Origin of the sequence: Marinimicrobium sp. LS-A18 (assembly GCF_000463525.1) — a bacterium.
GTDB classification, from domain to species: domain Bacteria; phylum Pseudomonadota; class Gammaproteobacteria; order Pseudomonadales; family Cellvibrionaceae; genus Marinimicrobium; species Marinimicrobium koreense.
Window position 1 is genome coordinate 200,151 of sequence record NZ_AWEP01000006.1, and the last position, 23,222, is coordinate 223,372.

General features: G+C 60.9%; 18 protein-coding genes. 12 read left to right on the top strand and 6 right to left on the bottom strand.

All coding sequences use genetic code 11. The features are described 5' to 3' along the window. Window positions 1-36: 36 nt before the first annotated feature. The 5 genes from N645_RS0112225 to def form a co-directional block, all read right to left on the bottom strand. Window positions 37-1,482, bottom strand: a complete 1,446-nt coding sequence (locus N645_RS0112225; RefSeq protein ID WP_024461803.1) for a TrkH family potassium uptake protein — start codon at window positions 1,480-1,482, stop codon at window positions 37-39. A gap of 13 nt (window positions 1,483-1,495) precedes the next feature. Then, a complete protein-coding gene (gene trkA / locus N645_RS0112230; RefSeq protein WP_024461804.1) occupies window positions 1,496-2,884 on the bottom strand; it encodes a Trk system potassium transporter TrkA in 1,389 nt (462 codons plus the stop codon). Window positions 2,885-2,970: 86 nt separating this feature from the next. Further along, window positions 2,971-4,287, bottom strand: a complete 1,317-nt coding sequence (gene rsmB, locus N645_RS0112235; RefSeq protein ID WP_024461805.1) for a 16S rRNA (cytosine(967)-C(5))-methyltransferase RsmB — start codon at window positions 4,285-4,287, stop codon at window positions 2,971-2,973. Continuing rightward, window positions 4,284-5,270 (bottom strand): methionyl-tRNA formyltransferase, encoded by a 987-nt coding sequence (gene fmt / locus N645_RS0112240; RefSeq protein ID WP_024461806.1) that lies wholly within the window; start codon window positions 5,268-5,270, stop codon window positions 4,284-4,286. The genes rsmB and fmt overlap by 4 nt, the downstream gene beginning before the upstream one ends. Window positions 5,271-5,300: 30 nt before the next feature. Beyond that, window positions 5,301-5,810, bottom strand: a complete 510-nt coding sequence (gene def, locus N645_RS0112245; protein ID WP_024461807.1) for a peptide deformylase — start codon at window positions 5,808-5,810, stop codon at window positions 5,301-5,303. Between the two features lie 285 nt (window positions 5,811-6,095). Here def and N645_RS0112250 point away from each other — a divergent pair, with 285 nt between their 5' ends. The 5 genes from N645_RS0112250 to N645_RS0112270 all read left to right on the top strand — a co-directional run bounded on the left by N645_RS0112250 (window position 6,096) and on the right by N645_RS0112270 (window position 13,488). Further along, entirely contained in the window at window positions 6,096-7,130 is a 1,035-nt protein-coding gene (locus N645_RS0112250) for a LysM peptidoglycan-binding domain-containing protein (protein ID WP_024461808.1), read from the top strand. A gap of 75 nt (window positions 7,131-7,205) precedes the next feature. Beyond that, window positions 7,206-8,342 carry a DNA-processing protein DprA gene (gene dprA / locus N645_RS0112255; protein ID WP_024461809.1) on the top strand — a complete coding sequence of 379 codons (1,137 nt, stop codon included), beginning with the start codon at window positions 7,206-7,208 and terminating at the stop codon, window positions 8,340-8,342. A gap of 56 nt (window positions 8,343-8,398) precedes the next feature. Continuing rightward, window positions 8,399-8,971: an L-threonylcarbamoyladenylate synthase gene (locus tag N645_RS0112260; RefSeq protein ID WP_024461810.1), complete on the top strand. Its 573-nt coding sequence runs from the start codon at window positions 8,399-8,401 to the stop codon at window positions 8,969-8,971. A gap of 87 nt (window positions 8,972-9,058) precedes the next feature. After that, a complete protein-coding gene (locus N645_RS0112265) occupies window positions 9,059-9,658 on the top strand; it encodes an outer membrane beta-barrel protein (RefSeq protein ID WP_051174459.1) in 600 nt (199 codons plus the stop codon). A gap of 248 nt (window positions 9,659-9,906) precedes the next feature. Then, window positions 9,907-13,488 carry a family 16 glycoside hydrolase gene (locus tag N645_RS0112270; protein WP_024461812.1) on the top strand — a complete coding sequence of 1,194 codons (3,582 nt, stop codon included), beginning with the start codon at window positions 9,907-9,909 and terminating at the stop codon, window positions 13,486-13,488. 234 nt (window positions 13,489-13,722) lie between these two features. Here N645_RS0112270 and N645_RS0112275 read toward each other — a convergent pair whose 3' ends face one another. Continuing rightward, window positions 13,723-14,826, bottom strand: a complete 1,104-nt coding sequence (locus N645_RS0112275) for a Gfo/Idh/MocA family protein (RefSeq protein ID WP_024461813.1) — start codon at window positions 14,824-14,826, stop codon at window positions 13,723-13,725. Between the two features lie 360 nt (window positions 14,827-15,186). On the opposite strand from N645_RS0112275, the gene hemF reads away from it, so the two are divergent. The 7 genes from hemF to N645_RS0112310 all read left to right on the top strand — a co-directional run bounded on the left by hemF (window position 15,187) and on the right by N645_RS0112310 (window position 23,095). After that, a complete protein-coding gene (hemF, locus tag N645_RS0112280; protein ID WP_024461814.1) occupies window positions 15,187-16,107 on the top strand; it encodes an oxygen-dependent coproporphyrinogen oxidase in 921 nt (306 codons plus the stop codon). A gap of 18 nt (window positions 16,108-16,125) precedes the next feature. Beyond that, the gene (gene aroE, locus N645_RS0112285) at window positions 16,126-16,962 is read left to right on the top strand and encodes a shikimate dehydrogenase (RefSeq protein ID WP_024461815.1); all 837 of its coding nucleotides are present in this window, start codon (window positions 16,126-16,128) and stop codon (window positions 16,960-16,962) included. Window positions 16,963-17,056: 94 nt separating this feature from the next. Further along, complete coding sequence (locus N645_RS0112290; RefSeq protein WP_024461816.1) at window positions 17,057-17,782, top strand: FadR/GntR family transcriptional regulator; 726 nt, start codon at window positions 17,057-17,059, stop codon at window positions 17,780-17,782. Window positions 17,783-17,809: 27 nt separating this feature from the next. Further along, the gene (locus tag N645_RS0112295; RefSeq protein ID WP_024461817.1) at window positions 17,810-19,549 is read left to right on the top strand and encodes an IlvD/Edd family dehydratase; all 1,740 of its coding nucleotides are present in this window, start codon (window positions 17,810-17,812) and stop codon (window positions 19,547-19,549) included. After that, the gene (locus N645_RS0112300) at window positions 19,549-20,316 is read left to right on the top strand and encodes an SDR family NAD(P)-dependent oxidoreductase (protein WP_024461818.1); all 768 of its coding nucleotides are present in this window, start codon (window positions 19,549-19,551) and stop codon (window positions 20,314-20,316) included. Before N645_RS0112295 ends, N645_RS0112300 begins: the two co-directional genes overlap by 1 nt. Window positions 20,317-20,605: 289 nt before the next feature. Beyond that, the gene (locus N645_RS0112305; RefSeq protein WP_024461819.1) at window positions 20,606-22,180 is read left to right on the top strand and encodes a sodium/sugar symporter; all 1,575 of its coding nucleotides are present in this window, start codon (window positions 20,606-20,608) and stop codon (window positions 22,178-22,180) included. Window positions 22,181-22,183: 3 nt separating this feature from the next. Then, entirely contained in the window at window positions 22,184-23,095 is a 912-nt protein-coding gene (locus tag N645_RS0112310; RefSeq protein ID WP_238559250.1) for an SMP-30/gluconolactonase/LRE family protein, read from the top strand. The last annotated feature ends 127 nt before the right edge of the window (window positions 23,096-23,222 follow it).

The window sequence follows — 23,222 nt, forward strand, 5'->3', positions numbered from 1 at the left end:
TGCGTTCAAGGCTGGGCGGGCCGAGTCCCGCTCAACTCATCGCCGCCAGAACATCGGGCTGAACAGCACCAGCAGAGTGAAGACTTCCAGGCGCCCCAGGAGCATGGCAAAAGTCAGAATCCATTTAGCCGGGTCGCTGATGCTGCCAAAGTTGCTGGCAACGGCACCCATACCGGGCCCAAGGTTGGTAATACAGGCGCCCACGGCGGAGAACGAGGTTTCGAGGTCGAGCCCGGTCATCAGTAGCAATAAAAACATCACGATGTACATGACCACGTACATCACGAAAAATCCCCATACCGCTTCAATCACGCGATCGGGAACGCTGATTTTACCCACCTTGATGGGCATGACGGCATTGGGGTGAATCAATCGGTTGATTTCGCGCACCCCCTGCTTGTACAGGAGCAGTACCCGTATCATTTTCATGCCGCCACCGGTTGAGCTGGCACAACCGCCGAGGAAGGCAAGCAGGAACAGCATATAGGGAAGAAAAGATGGCCAGCCGGTGAAATCAGCAGCAAAGCCGGCGGTACTGAGCGTTGAGGCCAGGTTATAAAAACCCAGAACAAAGCTATCCTTGAAGTTCATGGTCTGACTGAAGTAAAGAAAGCCAACCGTGACCGCCGTGCCGGCTATGATCCAGCCGAAGTAAAAACGGAACTCCGCATCGGCCAGGTAATGGCGCAGACTTTTTTCCCGCCATGCCACGAAATGGAGCGCAAAGTTGGCGCCCGCGATCAGCATGAATACAGAACAGATCAATAGAATGGCTGGGCTATCGAAGTGACGCAGACTGGCGTCGTAGCTTGAGAACCCACCGTTGGCCACGGTGGAAAAACTGTGCCCTAGCGATTCAAACCAGGTCATGCCCGCGAGCTTATACGCAAAGAAGCAGGTAATGGTAAAGCCCACGTAAATCAGAAACAGCGCCTTGGCGGTTTCGGTAATACGGGGTGTCAGCTTGTTGTCCTTGACCGGACCGGGCGCCTCGGCCCGATACAGTTGCATCCCGCCAATGCCCAACAGTGGCAGAATTGCCACCGCGATCACAATAATCCCGATGCCGCCCAGCCACTGAAGCTGGTGGCGGTAATACAGAATGGAGGGGGGCAGGGCGTCCAGTCCACTGATGACCGTTGCCCCGGTGGTGGTCAGCCCTGACAGGGATTCAAAAATGGCGTCGGTAACGGACAGATCCAGCCCCATGGAGAAATACAGGGGGATGGCCCCGAAGGAACCCAGCACAAACCAGAACAGCGCGGTAATCAGAAACCCGTCCCGGGTTCTCAGGTCCTGATGCCGGCCGCGCACCGGCAACCAGGTCGCCGCGCCGGCGCCAAAGGTGATGACAAAGCCGATCAGGAAGGTCAGATAATTCTGATCGTGGAACCAGAGCGAGACGCTGATGGGCACCAACAACGTCAGGCTGAACAGCATCAGCAGTACGCCCAGAACCCGTGCGATGGTGGCAAATTGCATGGTCGTCCCGACGCTAGAAGAAAGTAAAACCGACCTGGAAGAGCTTTTCCAGGTCGCGAATATGCTGCTTGTGCAGCAGGAACACAATTACATGATCGCCCGGCTCCACCACCAGGTGGTCGTGGGCGATCAATACTTCACTGGTTTCATCGTCTTTCTCCCGCACGATGGCCCCGATGTTGGCCCCTTCGGGCAGGTCGATGTCTTCCAGTGCCCGCCCCACCACTTTGGACGACTGACTGTCGCCGTGAGCGATCAGCTCAATGGCTTCCGCCGCGCCACGGCGCAGGGAGTGCACGTTGACCATGTCGCCCCGGCGCACGTGGGTGAGCAGGCTGCCGATGGTGGTGGTCTGGGGCGAGATGGCGATATCGATCTCCCCGCCCTGGACCAGGTCCACGTAGGCGGGGTTATTGATCAGCGCCATGACCTTGCGGGCACCGAGGCGTTTGGCCAGCATGGAGGACATGATGTTGGCTTCATCGTCATTGGTCAGGGCGAGAAACACATCGGTGTCTTCAATGTTTTCATCGAGCAGCAGGTCCTGATCCGAGGCATTGCCCTGCAGCACGATGCTGCGCTCGAGCTGTTCGGAGAGCTGGCGGCAGCGCCGCTCATTGTGCTCCACCACCCGAACGCTATAGCGGCCCTCGAGTTTTTTGGCCAGCCGCAAACCGATGTTGCCACCGCCGGCGATCATCACCCGCTTGTAGGCGGTTTCCAGCCGGCGCAGTTCACTCATCACCGCGCGAATGTCATTTTTTCCGGCAATAAAAAAGACTTCGTCATCCGCCTCGATGACGGTGGAGCCGTGGGGCACAATCGCGCGATTGCGTCGATAGATGGCCGCCACCCGGGTGTCCACATTGGGCATGTGCTGACGCAGAAAGCGCAGCTCCTGGCCGACCAGGGGCCCGCCGTGATACGCCTTGACCGCCACCAACTGGGCCTTGCCGTTGGCAAAGTCGAGCACCTGCAGGGCGCCGGGCTGTTCGATCAGGCGGAAGATGTAATCCGAGACCAGTTGCTCCGGGCTGATCAGCACATCGATGGGGATGGCGGTGTCGGTAAAGAGTTTGTCGTAGGTCAGGTAGGCGTTGGAGCGCACCCGGGCAATTTTGGTGGGCGTGCGGAACAGACTGTGAGCCACCTGGCAGGCGACCATATTGATTTCATCATTACTGGTGACCGCCACCAGCAGGTCGGCATCTTCGATACCCGCCTGCACCAGCACGTCCGGGTGAGAGCCTTCACCGGTCACCACGCCGATATCGATCCGGTCGCGCAATTCGCGCAAGCGCACGTCGTTGGTGTCGATCACCGTGATGTCGTTGGCTTCGCTGGCGAGGTGTTCTGCCAGGCTGCCGCCGACCTGTCCGGCGCCGAGAATAATGATTTTCATAGGCTAGCTTGAGTCCCCTGGCGTCGCGCGTCGTGATTCGGCGCGATCACGCGTTCAGGCAGTGTGACCGAAAGCCGTATTCTGCCTTAAACGCTGTGGTTTTTCTCCCCGATCTTGCGCAGTCGGGCGTAATAGAAACCGTCGTGGCCATTGTCCTGTGGTAAAAGCTGGCGACCGCAGGGTTGTGCGAGCCCCCAGTCCACCTCGAACGTATCGCACCGGGCGTCCGGATGTTGCTGTACAAACGCCTCCACGACCTGGGTGTTTTCCTCCGGCAGAATCGAACAGGTGGCATAGACCAGCACGCCGCCGGGCTTCAGGGTGGACCATAGCGCGCTCAGCAGGCGTCCCTGCAAAGCACTCAGTCGGTCGATGTCGGCGGCCGAGCGCAGCACTTTAATATCCGGCTGACGCCGGATGATGCCGGTGGCCGAGCAGGGGGCATCGAGCAGAATGCGGTCGAAGGCGGTGCCGTCCCACCATTGGTCCGGTTGGCCGGCATCGCCGCAGCGCAGGGTGGCCTGCTTGCGGAGGCGGTCGAGATTCTCCTGCACCCGGTTCAACCGGCGCGCGTCGCTGTCCAGGGCGACGACCTCGGCCAGGCCCGGTTCGGTTTCGAGGATGTGTCCGGTTTTTCCGCCGGGGGCGCTGCAGGCGTCCAGCACCCGCTGTCCGGGTGCCAGTTCCAGCAGTTCGGCACTGAGCTGGGCCGCTTCGTCCTGGACGCTGACGCCACCGTCCTCAAAACCGGGTAAGGCCGTTACCTGACAGGGCGTTTGGAGGGTAATCCCGACCGGGCTGAAAGGGGTGAGGCTGGCCTCGATGTCCTGTTCGCGCAGCTGCGACAGGTATTCCTCCCGGGCAGCGTAGGCCGGATTCACCCGAAGGGTCAGGGGCGGGTGACCGTTATTGGCCGCGACCACAGCCTCCGCCTGCTCGGGCCAATGATGGCGCAGGCGTTTCAGCAGCCAGTTGGGATGGGCAGTGATAAAGCGGTCATCGTCCGCGAGTGCACCATCCAGTGCTTCTCGCTCGCGCTGAAAACGCCGCAGGACGCCATTGACCAGGCCTTTGGCCCAGGGCTTTTTCAGCTCGCGGGTGCTCTCCACGGTGGCACCGATCGCCGCATGATCGGGGATGCGGGTGTACAACTGTTGGTAGAGCCCGAGCAGCAGCAGCGCCTGAACGTCCCCGTCTTTGGGTTTGAGCGGCTTGTCCAGCAATTGACCCAGGTAGGCGTTCAGGCGCGGATACCAGCGGCAGGTCCCGTAGGTGAGTTCCTGCAGCAGCGGGGCGTCGCGCTCCGGTACCCGGCTCTGGTAATCCGGCAACAGGCTCGCCAGGGAGCCCTGCTGGCGCAACAGGTCGGCCAGTAACTTGGCGGCCGCCGTGCGCACCTTCATACGCCGGGCTCCGGTCGGGCAAGTACTTCGCCGGGGGTAAACAGATCGGCCCGGCCGCGCAGCAGTTCGGCCACCGGCAGGGCTTTTTTCCCGGGTAATTGCAGGCGGGTCAGCTGCAGTTGGCCTTCCCCGCAGGCCACGCCGATACCGGCTTCGCCTACAGACAACACGGTACCGGGGGCTTCCGGGCCGTCGTGGGCGAGTGCCCTGGCTTCCCAGACCCGAAAGCTGTCGGTCGACTCGGCGCGGCGGGTATGGCAGATCGGGAAGGGGTTGAAGGCGCGCACCTGTCGGGCCAGCTCGGTGGCCGGGCGTGCCCAGTCCAGCGCCGCTTCGGCCTTGGTGATTTTGGGGGCGTAGGTGCTTTGGGCGTCATCCTGTGCTTCGGGCTGGGCACAGCCCTGGGCCAACTGTTCCAGAGCCGTCATCAGGGCGGGGCCGCCGAGCTCGGCCAGCCGGTCGTGCAGCGTGCCGGCGGTGTCATCGGGACCGATGGGGCAGTGGGCTTTGACCAACATGTCGCCGGTATCCAGGCCCACATCCATCTGCATGATGGTGACGCCGGATTCGGCATCGCCGGCCTCAATAGCGCGCTGAATGGGCGCCGCGCCCCGCCAGCGGGGCAACAGCGAGGCGTGCACATTGATACAACCCAGGCGCGGTGTGTCGAGCACGGCTTTCGGCAGTAGCAGGCCGTAGGCCACTACCACCATGATGTCCGCGTTGAGGGCGGCCAGCTCGGCCTGGGCCGGCTCGGATTTCAGGGTTTCCGGCTGGAATACCGGTAAGCGGTGTTCCAGGGCCAGGGCTTTGACCGGGCTGGCCTGCAACTTCTTGCCTCGTCCGGCGGGTCGGTCGGGCTGTGTGTAAACACCCACTAACTGGTGTGGCCCTGCCAGTAGTGTGCGCAGGTGATGAGCGGCAAAATCGGGAGTGCCTGCGAAGACAATCCGCAGGCCGCCGAGGGAATCAGAGTCGGACATGAGGCTCGATGAGGTTGGGGCGGACCGCAATCAGGCCCGCAGACGGTGTTGTTTTTCCAGCTTCTTGCGAATGCGCTGACGCTTGACCGGGGAGATGTAGTCCACGAACAGCTTGCCGTTCAGGTGGTCCAGCTCGTGCTGAATGCACACCGCCAGCAGGCCATCCGGCTCCAGCTCAAACGGCTTGCCATCACGATCGAGCGCGTTGACACGCACTTTTTCCGGGCGCTCCACGGTCTCGTAAAAGCCGGGAATGGACAGACAGCCCTCGTCATAGGGGCGCAGGGTCTCTTCATCCAACACCGTGACTTCCGGGTTGATGAACACCATCGGCTGGCTCTGATCTTCGCTCACATCGATGACCACGACCCGCTCGTGTACGTTCACCTGAGAAGCGGCCAAACCCACGCCGGGCGCGGCATACATGGTCTCGAACATGTCGTCCACCAACTGGCGGATGCGGTCGTCCACCTCGGCGACCGGCTTGGCCACGGTGCGCAGACGAGGATCGGGAAATTCCAGAATCTCGAGTTTCGCCATAATCTTTGTGACAAACCTCTAGTAAAAGAAGAAAAAGCGTTGCTAACATGATGATCGCACAGCGTTTACTTGCTATGCTTCGGGTAGCGCGCGGGTGTTGCGCCGCCAATAATGACGACAGCCGCTACGCGTGTTGTCAGCTCTGTGTCAGGATTATAACCGGTATGGGCCTTTTTACCCTAATTCAATAGGTACCAATACGCCTCGAGGGTCCCCAGGGGATCATTGAAGCGGGCTGAAGGGTTCCAATGCACTCCCGGGCCTAACAATACAGGATCGGTTTCTATGAAAAAGTTGATGCTGGGGCTCCTGCTGGTCCCGCTGTTCGCCATGTTGAGTTGGGCGGACGAGGCCGCGTTCCGGAGTGACCATCCGGACGAATACATTGTCCAGAAGGGCGATACGCTCTGGGATATTTCCAACCGATTCCTCCAGACCCCCTGGTTATGGCCGGAAATATGGCACGTAAACCAGCAGATTCGGAACCCTCACCTGATCTACCCGGGCGATGTCATCTCTCTGGTGTACATCGATGGCGAGCCCCGATTGACCGTGGATCGCCCCGTGAAGCTGGCTCCTGGTGAGACCAAGCTCAGTCCGAGTGTCCGGGTGCTGCCCCGCGACGAGGCAATCAGCACCATCCCGCTCGACCGGATTAACAGCTTCCTCTCGCGCAGCCGGATTGTCTCGGAAGAGGAGCTTGAGGCGGCGCCCTACATGGTGGCCGGCCCCGAGAAGCGGATCATTGTGGGCGAGGGCGATTACGCCTACGCGCGTGGCGACTTCGAAACGGACATGACCAACTACGGGGTGTACCGCAAAGAGGAGCACTTCCGCGACCCGATCACTGGCGAATATCTGGGCACTCACGCGCAGAACATCGGCACGGTTCGCGTGGGGAATACCGACGAGGACATTACCCGTGTCCAGGTGCTGACCTCTCGGGAAGAAATCCGTATGGGAGATCGGTTGCTGCCCAGTGAAGAGCGCACAATCGAATCCAATTTCTATCCCAGTGCGCCCGATGATGAGATCAATGCCCTAATTCTTGCCGTTGAAGGTGGCCTTAGCCAGGTCGGCAAACTGGATGTGGTCATGGTGAACAAGGGCGATCGCGAAGGACTGCTGGTGGGTAACGTGCTGGCGGTGTACAAGCGCGGCGAAGTCACCCGCGACCCCGTGACCGGGGAGCGGATTACCCTGCCGGACGAGCGTGCCGGCCTGGTAATGATTTTCCGCACTTTTGAAAAGATGAGCCTGGCTCTGGTACTGGAAGCCGAGCGCCCGCTGGCCGTAAACGACAAACTGCTTAACCCCTGATTCAATCAGATCTGGGATTGTTAGACCGCGCGGCCCGCCTCCCGGGCCGCGCATCATGGATGACACGAGGACCTCATGGAAGAACACCATTTTTCCCACCTGTTATTGCAACGACTGCCCGGCGCCGGCGCCGCCAAGCGCGCCCGCCTGCTGGAGCACTTCGGCTCCGCCGGAGCGGTCATAGAAGCCTCCCCCGACGTGCTCAAAGGCTGGCTGGACCCGGAAGCCTGCGCGGCGCTGGGCGATTACCAGCGAAACCCCAGTGGTTGTGCCCTGGCCCGAAGTGCGCGAAAGGATCTGGATTGGCTTGCCGAGCATCCCGAAGTCCAGGTGCTCAGCCTGGAGGATGACGATTACCCACCGCTGCTTCGGGAAATTCGCCGGGCACCCCCGCTGCTGTTTGTCCGCGGTTCCGTGACCGCCCTGAGCATGCCGCAGATCGCCATGGTGGGGAGCCGGAATCCATCCACTGGTGGGCGCGATAATGCCCGCCAGTTCGCCGCCTTTCTGGCGGGGCGGGGCTTTGCCATCACCAGCGGCCTCGCCATGGGGGTTGATGGCTTCGCCCATGCCGGCGCCCTGGATGTGGAGGGCGTTACCATCGGTGTGGTCGGCACGGGAATTGATCGCGTCTACCCGGCCCGGCACCGTCAATTGGCGGATGATATTGTCGCCAACGGCGGGGCCATCGTGTCGGAATTTCCCCTTCGGGCCAGTCCCCAGCCCTCGAACTTTCCCCAGCGCAACCGGATCATCAGCGGCCTGAGTGGTGGCACCCTGGTGGTGGAAGCCGCCCTCAAAAGCGGCTCCCTGATCACCGCCCGTTACGCCCTGCAACAGAACCGGGAAGTCTTCGCCATCCCCGGCTCCATCCATAACCCCCTGGCCCGGGGCTGTCACCGCCTGATCCGCGAGGGCGCAACCCTGGTGGAAACCGCGCGGGATATTGTCGAGCAGCTTGGCGGTTACCTGGGGTATCAGAGCGATCTGTTCAGCGCCTCGTCGGAAGCATCTCTGGAGCTGACAGACAAAGAACAACGGGTGCTCGAAGCGCTGGGTCACGATCCTAGAGATCTTGATTCACTGGCGGACGACAGTGACTTGGAGGTGGGGGAGCTCTCGGCACTGCTGATTGGTTTGCAACTGAAGGGTGCAATCACCGAAACTGCGGCGGGCTTTGAGCGTACGGCCTTGGCGAATCTGTGCGATTAGGCGCCTTTTCAGTAAACTACGTCCTTTTATGTCCCCGTTGAGAGGATTCGCCCACGATGAGCACCACTTTTCCCTGGAGCACCAACCCCCGCATTCAGCGGGCGGCCAAGCGAATGCGCGCTGGTGGCGTGGTCGCCTATCCCACCGAGGCGGTCTGGGGCTTGGGTTGTGATCCCAACAATGCCGAAGCGGTGGCGCGGCTATTGGCGCTGAAAAGCCGCCCCTGGGAAAAGGGTCTGATTCTGGTTGCGGCCCGCATCGAACAGTTCGCGCCCTTGGTCGAGCGCCTGGATAGAGGAATGCAACAACAGTTGCGGGAGACCTGGCCGGGGCCCGTGACCTGGTTGGTGCCCACCGCCGGCCTGGTGCCCGAGTGGATCAGCGGACGTTTTGAATCGGTGGCGCTGCGGGTTACCGACCATCCGGTGGCCGCGGGCTTAAGCCTCGCCTTCGGCGGCCCGATCGTCTCCACCTCCGCCAACCCGGCCGGCAAACCCTCCGCCCGCACCGCTCTGGAGGTGCGCCGCTATTTCAAAGACCGGCTGGACGATGTCACCCCCGGGCGTGTCGGCAGACGTAAACAACCCTCCCAGATTCGCGATCTGTTGACCGGGGAAGTTCTCCGTTAATGGAACTTTGCTGTTTTCTGCCGTGCTAGACTGCGCGCTCAGTGCACACTAGATGGCGCTGGTGAAACAATGACCAGGACTGGTTTTATGGAGATCAATATGAAAAAAGTGATTTTGGCTTCGGCCTTGGTATGTGCAGCGGGCGTGGTGCAGGCGGATCAGCGTCCTCAGTGGAATCAGGTGTCAGTCGCCTATCAATCAGCGGACGTTGAGGGTGAAACTGTGACCGGCTTTGGTTTGGGTGGCTCTGCGCTGCTGTCGGAGAATATTTTTGTGGCGGGCGCGTTTTCCCGGCTCTCGGACGATGTTGAATTGTTCGGCGATACTTTGGAAATGGATCTTAATACGGTTTCCTTTGGGCTTGGCTTTCGTCATGGATTGTCAGTGAATACGGATCTGTTTGCTATCGTGAGCTATGAGGATATAGAAGTTGACGCTGCTTACATGGGAGAGTCCGGAAGTGCCAGCGACAACGGTTACGGATTGACAGGCGGCTTTCGCTCAATGCTGTCTGAGTCGTTTGAGATTAGCGGCTCACTGGGTTACGTCAATATTGACGATGAATCAGAAACCTCTGTTGCAGTCGGCGCTGATTACTTTTTTACCGACACGGTGTCGATCGGATTAGGCCACGCGATGGCAGACGATGTAGACACCACCAGCATCAGTCTTTCCGTCTATTTTTGATCGACTCACTCCGGGGCCGAGCGTCGACCCCGGAGTGGTATTTCTCTCTGTCTTAACGGCCATTCGTATTATCTTTTAACTCCAGCACCGCGCAGAACGCTTTCCGTTCTTTCACCCAGCTTGGCGCCTGCATACGTATTCAATCGATTGCAAAAGGTGTATTGTGGTATTTTCGGCCACTTTCCCCGAACTCGGCCCGCTCCCTCCGGGCGTCGCCGATCGATCGAATAACGTAAACGGAGCACCCCATGAAACGCCTTTATACCCTCCATCGCACCGCACTGCTGGCCACGGCACTGGGCAGCCTGCTGCTCAGCCAGGCCTGCCAGAAAACTGAACCGGCGCCTGAATTCCAGGCCGCCAGCCCGGCGACGCTGGAGGGCGACATGATTGCCTTTCGCTCCACACTGGATAACCGGGCTCGCATGCTGACCGTGCGTCAGCCCGATGACATCAAATTGGCGTACGACGTGGAAACCGGCAACCTGCACCAGGCCTGGCGGGGCACGGTGCACTTTACCGGCGCGGTCTTCGATACCCGACACGGCCCCCAGCCCGTCTCCGAGGGCGACCTCTACCTGACCCAGGATGCCCGGTGGCAGACCGAAGGGGCCAGCGTTCAGTATGGCGGTCATCGTTATTCCGGCGATCAGCTGGCACTGCGTTACGACGTTGAAGCGGATGGCTGGAAGGCGACGGTCTGGGAAAAGCCCAGCGCCCGGCTGGAGGAGCAGAGCCTGATCATCACCCGTGAGTTCGCGGTCAATGGTCTGCCCAAAGGGCTGGGCTTGACCCTGACCGGCCTGGCCGAGGCGGCGGACCAGTCATTGGTCGGCAGCGGTGAATGGCAGGGCAGTCAGACCCTGCGGCTGAAAAACGGCGTGACCCGGGTACAGCGCACCTTTACCGATCCGACTCGGGTCGAGCGACCGGATGAAGCGGGCGAAGGCGACCACCCCGGCCAGACCCTGGTTGAAGGCAGTGACTGCGCCGCCTGTCACAACCCGGAAATCAAGACGGTGGGCCCCTCCTACCAGTCAATTGCCGAGCGCTATGACAATACTCCGGACAACCGGGCCATGCTGGCTAAGAAGATCATTCTCGGGGGCGCCGGCAACTGGGGAGATGTGCCCATGAGCCCGCACCCGGACCTCAGCCAGGAAGACGCTGAGCAAATGGTCGACTACATCTTCTCGCTGCAGGAAGAAACGGAGGGAGAAACCCGCTGGAACCTCGATCAGCCGGCCACCGACACGCTGGAACTGGTGGCGGAAACCCCCAGCGATGCCAGTGGTGAGGGAGCACTGGTGTACCGTCACCGCTTCAGTGGCGATCAACCCAATATTGAAAGCCTGCGTGGCACGGCCCCGTCCGAAGTGGCCCGGGTGTCGCGCATTCACTTCCCGGACAAGGCCTCGTTCAAGCCTCTGGATTTGCGCTTCGCCCTGCAGGTAAAAACCCATCTGAAAGTGGACGAGACGCTGGAGACCGAGCTACGCCTGATCAGTGATGATGGCGCGGTGGTGTACCTGAACGAGGAGCTGTTGATCGACAGCTGGGGTTTCCATGGTCCCGAGCCGGAAGATGCCAGCGTTACCCTTGAGCCGGGGCTCCACGCACTGGAGGTGATTCACTTCCAGAGTCACGGCGGCGCGACCCTGTCGATGCAGTGGCGCAATCCCGAAACCGGCGAATTTGAAATCATCCCGGCGGAGATGTTGCAGATCCAGGCCGCTGATCGCCGGGACGTGGTGCCGGTGATTACCGATCCGGAACGGGTCAAAACCATTCCCGGAGACCAGACCAAAGTCGCCGGTGTACATCCGGCCTTCGATCGCTTCCAGGCCCGCCCGGACGAGTTTGAACCCATGGTCGGCGGCATTGATTTTCTGCCCGATGGCCGGATGGTCATCACCACCTGGGATCCGGAAGGCTCGGTGTATATCGTCAGCGATTACGACCAGGGGCCCGAACAGGCCAGCGTCAAGCGTATCGCCCGGGGCCTGGCCGAACCGCTCGGTGTGAAGGTCGTGGACGGTGATATCTACGTGCTGCAGAAACAGGAACTGACCCGCCTTGAAGATGTGAATGGCGATGAGATCATCGACGTTTATCACTCGGTATCCGCGGACTGGTCCGTGACCGACAATTTCCACGAGTTCGCCTTTGGCCTGGAATACCAGGACGGCCATTTCTACGGCACTCTGGCCACCGCGATTCTCTCTGGCGGTGCCAGTGCTGATCCCCAGGCGCCGGATCGTGGCAAGGCCATCAAAATCCGTAAAACTGACGGGCAGGTGGAGTTCGTTGCCCACGGCCTGCGCACGCCGAACGGCATTGGTTTTGGTGTGGACGGCGAGCTTTTCATCGCCGATAACCAGGGCGACTGGTTGCCCGCCAGCAAAATCGTCGAACTGACGCCGGGGGCCTGGTACGGCTCGCGCTCGGTGGACTTCGAAGGCACCGCCGACCTGACCGAAACCAAACCGGTGGTCTGGCTGCCCCAGGACGAAATCGGGAATTCCCCAAGTGAGCCGGCGCCGCTGAATGTCGGCCCTTACCAGAACCAGATGATCCACGGCGAAGTGACCCACGGCGGCATCAAGCGGGTGTATGCCGAGCGGGTGAACGGCCGTCTGCAGGGCGCCGTGTTCCGCTTTATCCAGGGGCTGGAAGCCGGCGTCAACCGCCTCGACTGGGCGCCGGATGGTTCACTGATCGTCGGTGGCGTCGGCAACCCGGGCAACTGGGCCGATGGTGAAAAACAGTGGTACGGACTGGAGCGTCTGGTCTACAACGGCGAGACCGCCTTTGAGATGCTCAGCGTCAGCGCCCGCTCCGACGGCTTTGTGATCGAGTTTACCGAGCCGGTGAAAGCGGGTCAGAACATCGGCCCCGAGGATTTTGAAATTCTTCAGTGGTATTACGAGCCCACCGCCGAGTATGGCGGTCCGAAAAAGAACGTCACCGAGTTGCCGGTGGAAGGTTTTGCCCTGTCGGAGGACCGCAAGCGGGTGAGCTTCAAGCTCGGCGGACTCAAGCCCGACCATGTGGTGTATTTCCGTATCGCCCGGCCCTTTGTCAGTGAGACCGACAACAGCCTGTGGACCACGGAAGCCTGGTACACCCTCAACGCCATTCCGGAAGACCAACCGGTGGCGCTTGAAGGTCGTCAGCCCCAGCACAATCAACTGACCGAGACCGAGCAGTCCGAAGGCTGGGAGCTGCTCTTTGACGGCAAAACCCTCAACGGCTTGCGCAACTACAACGCCGATACCCTGGGTGAGCGCTGGGTGGTGGACGATGGTGCCCTGCACATGCAGGCCAACGATGGTCGCCCCGGTGGGGATGTGGTGATCACCGACGAACCTCTGGCAAGCTTCGAGCTGTACCTGGAGTGGAAGCTGGCGCGCAACGGCAATAGCGGCATCATCTACAGCGTGGATGAGTCGCCGGCGCTGGAGGCGCCCTATATGAGTGGCCCGGAGTACCAACTGCTGGATAACATTGGCCACCCGGACAGTGAAATCTACACCCATCGGGCCGCCGATCTCTATGACCTGATTGCCGCCACGCCGGTCACCGTGAATCCGGCCGGCGAGTGGAACCGCACCCGTCTGGTGGTGGATAATGGGCGGATCGAGCACTGGCTCAATGGCTTTAAAGTCGTGGAAGCCGAGATGGGCACACCGGAGTGGGAGGCGATGATCGCCGAGAGCAAGTTTGCCGATTGGGAGGCCTTTGCGGCGACCCCGGAGGGGCATGTGGTTCTCCAGGATCACGATGACCCGGTGTGGTTCCGTAATATCAAGTTGCGGGAATTGCCGTAGGGTTTGGTAACGGCGGGTGCGGCCTTTGGCCTTACCCGCCCTACGCAACCTATATGGGGCGCGTTAATTGCGAAACACGCGTCACCGCAGGACACGCACGTCGTACCGTTTTGAGGTGGGTCTTAACCTCCGTTCGGCCACATACGACCCACGTTAGAGCGCGTGCAGCCGCTCGCGTAGGGCGGGTAAGCGCGCAGCGCGCACCCGCCGTCACCCAACCTGCCGATTCAGCCGCTACAACTCAATCCGCTTACCATCCTCCCGGGCGGATCTGAAAATTGCCTGGACAATGCGAATATCCCGCAAGCCTTCCTCACCGGGCACCATGACCGGCATGTCCTGCAAAATTGCCCGGGCATCATCGTCCATCTGTGCGGCTTGTTGATTGGCGATGGGTTTGTCCAGCTTTTTCCCATCACTGGTCGCCCCCTGCACCCCGTTGTAATTCGACATGGGCTGTAAATAGTAAGAACCCTCCGCGCAGGTCACCTCCAGCTTATTACCCGGCTTCACAAAACTGGTCATACACTCCGCCACCGCGCCGCCCGGAAACTCCAGCGTAAAGTGGGTGGTGGAATCCACTTCGGTGAAGGCTTCGGGGTGGGTAATTTCATGTCGACCGGACACCGTTACAGGCTCCTCACCGGCTGCATAGCGCGAGCCATTGAGCGGGTACACGCCCATATCGTACATGGCACCACCGCCCATATCAGCACGCATCCGCCAGTTGTCCGGCGAGCGATTTTCGCCACCGGAATAGGCTGCCATCGCCTCAATGCGCTCGATCGCCCCGTAGGGTTTGTCCTTGGCAAACTGCATCACCGTCTGGGTATTCGGCTCATGCTGCATCCGGTAGCCGATGCTCAGCTTCACCTTGTTTTTACGGCAGGCATCAATAATCTCCTGACACTCCGCCTCATCCATCGCCATCGGCTTCTCACACCACACATGCTTCCCCGCATTGGCGCCGATCACCGAAAACTTCTTATGCAGACTCGTGGGCGTCACCACGTAAATCACATCAATATCCGGGTTATCGGCGATGGTGTGCATGTTCTCGTAGTTGTACACATTGGCGTCCTTGATACCGTATTTTTCCTGCCACACCGGAATCTTCTCCGGGCTACCGGTGACAATCCCGCGCAACTCACAGTGTTGGGTCAGTTGCAGTGCCGGCGCGAGCTGGTTGGTGCTGTAGCCACCGAGACCGACCAGGGCGACGCCCAGCTTGCGGGAGGGATTGCCCAATAGGTGGGGGGACCAGCCGGACGAGAGCAGGGCGGTTGAGGCGCCGAGGCCTTGTAGGAAGCGGCGGCGGTTGAAGTTGGGGTGGGGCATTGTGGAAACCTCCGGGTTGGGTTACGGCGGGTGCGGCCTTTGGCCTTACCCGCCCTACGCAAAGTAACGCAGAATGTGGCACTGAGGGGCGCTGCGAGGTGAACCCTTTCAAGACCGTAGAGCGGGGGACCCGCGATCCGAGCCTACAGGGATGTATTTACGGCGTGTCTTGAAAGGGTTCACCTCGCAGCGACCCGGGCTTGAAGCAACAAAAATAGCTGGATACTAAAACGCTTTGTCTCAACGGGACGTCATAATCATTCTGACCATAACCCAGTTTAGATCACTCTGGCCATGAATTTCGCCTCTGTGGGTTCGGGCGCGTACAATACGCCCTCAATCGACAGCGCGAGACTCACCATGCCCACCGAAAACGCCCCCGACAAACAGGCCGTCAAAGACTACCTGCTCGGACTCCAGGACCGCATCTGCGCCGAACTGGAAACCGAAGACGGCGGTGCCCGGTTCATACAGGACGAATGGCAGCGCGAACAGGGCGGCGGTGGCCGCTCCCGGGTGCTGACCGAAGGCAACGCCATCGAAAAAGGCGGCGTCAACTTCTCCCACGTCTTCGGCGACCAGATGCCCGCCTCCGCCACCGCCCACCGGCCCGAACTGGCCGGGCGCTCCTTCGAAGCCATGGGTGTCTCCCTGGTCATCCACCCCAACAACCCTTACGCCCCCACCAGCCACGCCAACGTGCGCTTCTTTATCGCCGAAAAGCCCGGCGCCGAACCCGTCTGGTGGTTTGGGGGCGGCTACGACCTGACCCCCTACTACGGCAGCGACGACGACTGCCGTCACTGGCACCGCACCGCCAAAGACGCCCTGGACCCCCACGGCGACAATCTCTATCCGTTTTTCAAGAAATGGTGCGATGACTACTTTTTCCTGAAACATCGCGACGAACCCCGGGGCGTTGGCGGCCTGTTCTTCGACGACTTCAACGAACTGGGCTTCGAGCGCAGCTTCGCGGTGATGCGCGCCGTGGGCGACAGCTACCTGCCCGCCTACCGCCCGATCCTCGCCCGGCGCAAGGACACCGAATACGGCGAACGCGAGCGCAACTTCCAGCTTTACCGGCGAGGGCGTTATGTGGAATTCAATTTGGTGTATGATCGCGGCACTCTCTTTGGTCTGCAGACCGGGGGGCGCACGGAGTCGATACTGATGTCTCTGCCGCCCCTGGTGCGCTGGGATTACGACTGGCAGCCGGAGCCGGGCAGCGCCGAAGCGGCGCTCACAGAGCACTATCTGCAGGCCAGAGACTGGATCGAATAACAATAGCTGGAAGGTTGTATGACAGACGCTTACGCCGTATTCGGCGATCCCATCGCCCAGAGTAAGTCCCCCTATATCCACCGTCAGTTTGCCGAGCAGACCGGGGAAGATATCGCCTACACCAAACAACAGGTGGCCGAAAAAGACTTCGAGCAGGCCGCCGATGCGTTTTTCGCCAGTGGCGGCAAAGGCCTGAACATCACCGCCCCGGACAAACTGGCCGCCTATGGTTATGCGGCCCGCCTGACACCGCGTGCCCGCCGCGCCGGTGCGGTGAACACCCTGGTAAAGCGAGCGGACGGTACCCTGCTGGGCGACACCACCGATGGGATCGGCATGGTAAACGACATGCACAACCTCGGTTGGGAGATAGCTGGCAAGCGGGTGCTGATCCTGGGTGCCGGGGGGGCGGTGCGCGGCGTACTTCAACCGCTGATGGAGCAGGAGCCCGGCTCGCTGACCATCGCCAACCGCACCGTGCACAAGGCCGAGCAACTGGCCAAAGGGTTTGCCGACCTGGGCGTGATTGAACCGTTGGGGTACGAGGCCTTGAGCGGACGTCAGTTTGACCTGGTGATCAATGGCACCTCCGCCGGCTTCGGCGGCGAACTGCCGCCCCTGCCCGAGGAGCTGCTGGCCGAGGGTGCTGCCTGTTACGACATGATGTACGCCGCCGAACCGACACTGTTTCTGCAGTGGGCCGAAGCCCACGGCGCTGCCCGACTGACCGATGGCCTGGGCATGCTGGTGGGACAGGCGGCGGAGTCCTTCTATCTCTGGCGCCAGGTGCGCCCGGAAGTGGTCCCGGTGATTACCGCGCTGCGCCGGAGCCTGTCTGCCAAAAAAGGGGCGTAAGCCCTGTCGGCTTTGCTGTAAGATAAATAGCATTTATGGTCGGTAAGGCGCGTCGGCGCGTATACCCGGCTTTCCAACCACAGCGAGCAAGGTAATGAGCAGACTAGAGGGCGGCCGCAACCTGACCCATCAGGTGACCTACCAACTGGGCGCAGCCATTGTGCGCGGGGAGTACAGTGTCAATGATCCCCTGCCCACCGAGGCGGACTTGTGCGAGCAGTTTGATATCAGTCGCAGCGTAGTGCGTGAAGCGGTGAAAATGCTCACCGCCAAGGGGCTGATTTCTTCCCGGCCCCGCCAGGGCATTCGGGTGCAACCCAACCATCGCTGGAACATGTTTGATGAGGACGTTCTGGAGTGGACCCTGAGCAGCCGCCCCTCCCTGTCGCTGCTGCGCGAGTTCACTGAGCTGCGCATCGGCATCGAGCCCGAAGCGGCCATTCTCGCCGCCCGGAAGCAGAACCGGGAGCGGATTGCCGATATCGAAAAAGCGCTCTTGCGCATGGAAGCCGCCGAACGGGGCAACGATGACCCCCTGGAGGCGGACATTGCCTTCCACTCGGCTATTCTTTTGGCCAGCGAAAACCGCTTCTTCATTCAGCTGCGCAATTTCATTCAGACCGCGCTGCGCGTCAGTATCGCCTCCACCAATCAGATGAAAGGCGTTACCGTGGCCAGCGAAGCCGACCATCGGACGGTGTACGAGGCGATTGCGCGCGGTGATGTGGAGGGCGCGGGCAAGGCTGCTGTTGCCCTGTTGGAGGAAGCGCTCCACCTGATCGACGCCGCGATTGCGGCTCGCCGCACCGAAACCGCCTGATTTTCATGTCTGCAGGAACCCTCCCCCATGTCTGATTCCGACACGCCGGGCAAGCCCCGGCGCAGCACACAGAGCTACGGCAAACTGGATAAGGACGGTTTTATCCACCGCTCCTGGATGAAAAATCAGGGGCTGCCGGATCATGTGTTCGACGGTCGGCCGGTGATCGGCATCTGCAACACCTGGTCGGAGCTCACCCCCTGTAACAGTGGTCTGCGGGAGCTGGCCGAGTACGTCAAACGCGGCGTCTGGGAAGCCGGCGGGCTGCCCCTGGAGTTTCCCGCCATGAGCCTGGGGGAAACCCAGATGCGCCCGACCGCCATGCTGTTTCGCAATCTGCTGGCCATGGAAGTGGAAGAGTCCATTCGCGGCAACCCCATTGATGGCGTGGTGCTGCTCGGGGGCTGTGACAAAACCACCCCGGCCCAGATCATGGGCGCCGCCAGCGTCAATCTCCCGACCATGGTGGTGTCCTCCGGCCCCATGCTCAACGGCAAATTCCGCGGCCAGGACATTGGCTCGGGCACCGATGTCTGGAAGTACTCCGAGGCGGTACGCGCCGGGCAAATGAGCATTGATGACTTTATTGCCGCCGAGAGCGGCATGTCCCGCAGCCGGGGCGTATGCATGACCATGGGCACCGCCTCCACCGTGTCCAGCCTGACCGAGGCCATGGGGCTGAGCCTGCCCTTGAACGGTACGCTTCCCGCTGTGGATGCCCGCCGTCAGGCGCTGGCGCACCTCACCGGGCGGCGCATGGTCGAGCTGGTGAAGCAGGATGTCCGCCTCGCCGACATCCTGACCCGGGAAGCGCTGGAAAACGCGATTGTGGTCAATGCCGCCATTGGCGGGTCCACCAACGCGGTGGTGCACCTGCTGGCCATTGCCGGGCGGCTGGGGATCGAGCTGGCACTGGATGATTTCGACCGGCTCAGCCGGGACATTCCGCTGCTGGTGGACCTGATGCCCTCGGGGCGTTTCCTGATGGAAGATTTCCACTACGCCGGTGGCCTGCCTGCCGTTATGGCACGTATCAAGAACAGGTTGCACACCAATGCGGTGACCGTCTCGGGTACCGCATTGGGGGACCAGATTGCGGGCGCGCAATGTTACAATGACGACGTCATCCGGCCGCTGGACAACCCGGTGAACCCGGATTCCGGCATCTGGGTGCTCAAGGGAAACCTGTGTCCCAGGGGCGCCATCATCAAGCCCAACGCGGCGACGCCGGCGCTGTTGGAGCACATCGGACGGGCCGTGGTGTTCGAGAGCATCGAGGATTACAAGGCGCGCATCGATGATCCGGATCTGGACGTGGACGAACACTCGGTACTGGTCCTCAAGGGGTGTGGCCCCAAGGGCTACCCCGGTATGCCGGAAGTGGGCAATATGGCCCTGCCGAAAAAGCTGCTCGAAAAAGGCGTGCGGGACATGCTGCGTATCTCGGATGCCCGCATGAGCGGAACCGCGTTCGGCTCGGTGATTCTCCACGTTGCGCCCGAATCCAGTGCCGGCGGCCCCCTGGCGGTGGTGCGCAATGGCGATGAGATTGCATTCAGTGGCAAAAACCGTAGTCTATCGCTCAGGATCAGCGACGCCGAGCTGGCGCAACGGCTGGCCGAGTGGCAGGATAGCCGACCGGAGTCAGATTACACTCGCGGCTATGCCAAGTTATATATTGATACCGTGCTCCAGGCCGATCAGGGCGTCGATCTGGACTTTTTGAGGGGCGCCAGCGGCGACCAGGTGGACCGGGAATCGCATTAATGACTGAATACACCCGTTATGCCAGTCTTGCTCACCGCTCGGTATTCATTACCGGCGGGGCGACCGGAATCGGCGCTTGCCTGGTGGAGGCCTTTGCCGCCCAGGGCAGCAATGTCGCCTTCGTCGACCTCAATGAAGAGGCGGGCAACGAGCTGGCCGAGCGGGTGCGTGCCGAACACGACGCCCAAGTGGTATTCCGCCGCTGCGATGTCACCCGGATTGACGAGCTGCGCGCCGCGATTCGTGCCCTCGCGGACCAGTGTGGCGACTTCACCGTACTGGTGAACAACGTCGCCAATGATCAGCGCTACGACCCCCGTTATCTGTCTGAGCAGGCCTGGTACAACAGCCTGGCGGTCAACCTGCACCCGGCCTTTTTCGCCGCCCAGACGATCCAGCCCCTGATGGCCCGGCAGGGCGGCGGGGTGATCATCAACTTCAGCTCCATCAACGCCCTGTTCGGGCCGAGCAAGCTGCCCAGTTACAACACCGCCAAGGCGGCCCTGCTGGGGCTGACCAAGTCCCTGGCCCGGGATTTCGGCTCGGACAAGATCCGGGTGAATGCGATTGTGCCCGGCTGGGTGATCACCGAGCGCCAGCTCAACAAGTGGCTCACGCCGGAGGCGGAAGCCTGGTGGATGGATCAGGTGTGCCTGAAAGAGCGGATTCTGCCGGAAGATGTCGCCAACTTGACGCTGTTTCTCGCCTCGGACGACGCCCGGATGATCACCGGTCAGAAGTTCGTTATCGATGGTGGGCGGTTGTAGCTGAGTACGCGGCGGATGCGCCTTCGGCTTATCCGCCCTACGCGAGCTGCCGTGGTATCCGCCGTAAACACACCCAATTCCCACTTTTCCCCCTGAAATCCCTACATCGGCACTCGCAGTCGATGCGGATTATCCGCATAATAGCCGCTCGAAAAATTCCGGCGGAATCCGTGCATTCATCGGCAATACTCTTCGGCGTACCTCCCAATAGAACGCAGGGCGGCGAAGCGGGCGTAGGGGCGTCCACACCGCACCCGCCGGACAATAATCACATAATATGGAGTGCAACATGAGCTTGTCACCACTTGATATAACCACCTTTGCCGTTTACTGCGTGCTGCTGGTCGGCATTGCCTGGTGGGTTTCCCGGGAAAAAGCCGGCCACGAAAAAAACTCCACGGACTACTTTCTGGCGGGTAAATCCTTGCCTTGGTGGGCCATTGGCGCCTCGCTGATTGCGGCGAACATTTCCGCCGAGCAGATCATCGGTATGTCCGGCTCCGGCTTCGCCATTGGCCTGGGCATCGCCTCCTACGAGTGGATGGCAGCCGTCACCCTGCTGATCATCGGCAAGTACTTCCTGCCGATCTTCCTGGAGAAAGGCATCAGCACCATGCCCCAGTTTCTGGAGCAGCGCTATGACAGCCGGGTGCGCACGGTCATGGCGATTTTCTGGCTTGCCCTCTATACCTTTGTGAACCTGACCTCCATTCTGTGGTTGGGTGCTCTGGCGATCAATGCCATCACCGGGCTGGATCTGGTCTATGGCCTGAGCTTCCTGGCGGTGTTCTCCATCGGTTACTCCATCTACGGTGGCCTCAAGGCGGTCGCGCTGACCGACATCATCCAGGTGGTGCTGCTGATCATCGGTGGCCTGATGGTGTCCTTCCTGGCGCTGGACCAGATCGCCGAAAACGCCGGCGGTTCCGGTGCTTTCCAGGGCTTCTCCATCATGCTGGCGGAGATTCCCGAGAAGTTCGACATGATTCTGGACCCGAGCAATGAGCACTACATCAGCCTACCGGGCATTTCCGTGCTGGTCGGTGGCCTGTGGATCATGAACCTGTCTTACTGGGGCTTTAACCAGTACATCACCCAGCGCACCCTGGCCGCCAAGAGCCTGGCCGAAGCGCAGAAGGGCATCGCCTTTGCCGCCTACCTGAAAATTCTGATGCCACTGATTGTGGTGCTGCCCGGTATGGCCGCAGCCATGCTCAAGCCGGATCTGGCCCAGCCGGACCAGGCGTACCCGGAAATGATGAAGCTGGTACCGCAAGGCCTGCTCGGCATCACCTTCGCCGCCCTGGTGGCCGCGATTGCCTCGTCCCTGGGTTCCATGGTGAACAGTATTTCCACCATCTTCACGATGGACATCTACAGCAAGATGATCAACCAGAACGCCACCGAGCATAAAAAGGTCATTATTGGCCGCTCCGTCGCCTGCCTGGCGATGTTGATTGCCGTGATCATCGCCCGCCCGCTGCTGGGTAACTTCCCCCAGGCGTTCCAGTTTATTCAGGAATTCACCGGTTTCTTCACTCCGGGTATCGTCACGATCTTCCTGCTGGGCTTTTTCTGGAAGCGCGCAACCGCGACGTCAGCACTGGTCGCGGCCATTGCCTCGGTCGTGCTCTCCGCGCTGTTCTGGAAGTTCATGCCCGGCCTGCCGTTTATTGATCGGGTGGGTATCGTGTTTATCGCCTGTGTGGTGCTGGCCATCGTGATTACCCTGATCAGCGGTGCCAAAGAGCAGAGCAATGCCATTCACCTGGACAACATCGATTTCAGCACCCGTACCAGCTTCAATGTGTTGAGCATCGGTGTGGTTCTGATCCTGGTCGCGCTGTACAGCGTCTGGTGGTAAATCGTGCGACAGCCCGAGTGTATTAAAAGCCTGCCAGTCGGGAATGTTCTGGGAGAAGGGGTGCTCTGGCACCCCGACCAGCAGTCCCTCTGGTGGACCGATATCCTCGGTTGTCGTCTTTACCGCTATCACCCCGACTCGGATTCCCTGACCGAGTGGTCCACACCCGAACGGCTCACCGCCTTCGGGTTTGTGGCGTCTTCGCAAGCTACTTCACAAACTCCCCAGACCCTGATCGCCAGCTTTGACCAGGGCTTTGCTCTGTACACGCCAGAAACCGGCGACTGTCACTGGTTGGCCCACCCCGAAGCGCACAAACCGGGCAATCGGTTCAACGATGGCAAGGTTGATCGGCAGGGCCGTTTCTGGGCCGGCACCATGGTGGAAGCCGGGGACCCGCTGGCGGATGAGGATGGCGCCGCGCTCTACTGCTGGACGGCTGACGGCGATGTGCAGCCGCATTTACGGGGCCTGGGCATCAGCAATGGTTTGTGCTGGAGCCCGGACAGTCGCACCGCTTATCTGTCTGATTCCGCCCGGGGGGTCTATTACGCCTATGACTTCGACGCCCACAGTGGCAGTTTCAGCAACCGTCGAGTGTTTGCCCTGGCCCCTGAGGGCACTGGCCACGATGGCAGTTGTGTGGATGCCGAAGGCAATGTCTGGAACGCCCTGTTCGGCGGCGGCCAAGTGGTGTGTTACTCCCCCGAGGGAGAAGTATTGCTCGAGCTGGATGTACCGGTCAGTCAGCCCACCTGCGTGGCTTTTGGTGGCCCGGATCTGTCCTGGTTGTGTATTACCACCGCGCGGGAAAATTTATCGGAGGCGCAGTTGGCCCGAGAGCCCGAGGCGGGGAATCTGTTGATTTACCGGACCGATGTTAAGGGGTTGCCGGTGGATTTTTTTCGGGGGTAGGTTTGCGGGTATTTACGGCGGATGCGGCCTTCGGCCTTATCCGCCCTACGCAAACGTTTCTACCACCCGTAGGGCGGATAAGGCCGAAGGCCGCATCCGCCGTCACCCAACCCAAAGTTGCCACAAC

Bases quoted from the DNA above. Each gene is read 5' to 3' on its own strand.
- N645_RS0112265 (WP_051174459.1), top strand. From the start codon at position 9,059: ATGGAGATCAATATGAAAAAAGTGATTTTGGCTTCGGCCTTGGTATGT.
- N645_RS0112250 (WP_024461808.1), top strand. From the start codon at position 6,096: ATGAAAAAGTTGATGCTGGGGCTCCTGCTGGTCCCGCTGTTCGCCATG.
- aroE (WP_024461815.1), top strand. From the start codon at position 16,126: ATGACAGACGCTTACGCCGTATTCGGCGATCCCATCGCCCAGAGTAAG.
- N645_RS0112305 (WP_024461819.1), top strand. From the start codon at position 20,606: ATGAGCTTGTCACCACTTGATATAACCACCTTTGCCGTTTACTGCGTG.
- N645_RS0112260 (WP_024461810.1), top strand. From the start codon at position 8,399: ATGAGCACCACTTTTCCCTGGAGCACCAACCCCCGCATTCAGCGGGCG.
- dprA (WP_024461809.1), top strand. From the start codon at position 7,206: ATGGAAGAACACCATTTTTCCCACCTGTTATTGCAACGACTGCCCGGC.
- N645_RS0112295 (WP_024461817.1), top strand. From the start codon at position 17,810: ATGTCTGATTCCGACACGCCGGGCAAGCCCCGGCGCAGCACACAGAGC.
- def (WP_024461807.1), bottom strand. From the start codon at position 5,810: ATGGCGAAACTCGAGATTCTGGAATTTCCCGATCCTCGTCTGCGCACC.
- trkA (WP_024461804.1), bottom strand. From the start codon at position 2,884: ATGAAAATCATTATTCTCGGCGCCGGACAGGTCGGCGGCAGCCTGGCA.
- N645_RS0112275 (WP_024461813.1), bottom strand. From the start codon at position 14,826: ATGCCCCACCCCAACTTCAACCGCCGCCGCTTCCTACAAGGCCTCGGC.
- N645_RS0112290 (WP_024461816.1), top strand. From the start codon at position 17,057: ATGAGCAGACTAGAGGGCGGCCGCAACCTGACCCATCAGGTGACCTAC.
- hemF (WP_024461814.1), top strand. From the start codon at position 15,187: ATGCCCACCGAAAACGCCCCCGACAAACAGGCCGTCAAAGACTACCTG.
- N645_RS0112225 (WP_024461803.1), bottom strand. From the start codon at position 1,482: ATGCAATTTGCCACCATCGCACGGGTTCTGGGCGTACTGCTGATGCTG.
- fmt (WP_024461806.1), bottom strand. From the start codon at position 5,270: ATGTCCGACTCTGATTCCCTCGGCGGCCTGCGGATTGTCTTCGCAGGC.
- N645_RS0112300 (WP_024461818.1), top strand. From the start codon at position 19,549: ATGACTGAATACACCCGTTATGCCAGTCTTGCTCACCGCTCGGTATTC.
- N645_RS0112270 (WP_024461812.1), top strand. From the start codon at position 9,907: ATGAAACGCCTTTATACCCTCCATCGCACCGCACTGCTGGCCACGGCA.
- rsmB (WP_024461805.1), bottom strand. From the start codon at position 4,287: ATGAAGGTGCGCACGGCGGCCGCCAAGTTACTGGCCGACCTGTTGCGC.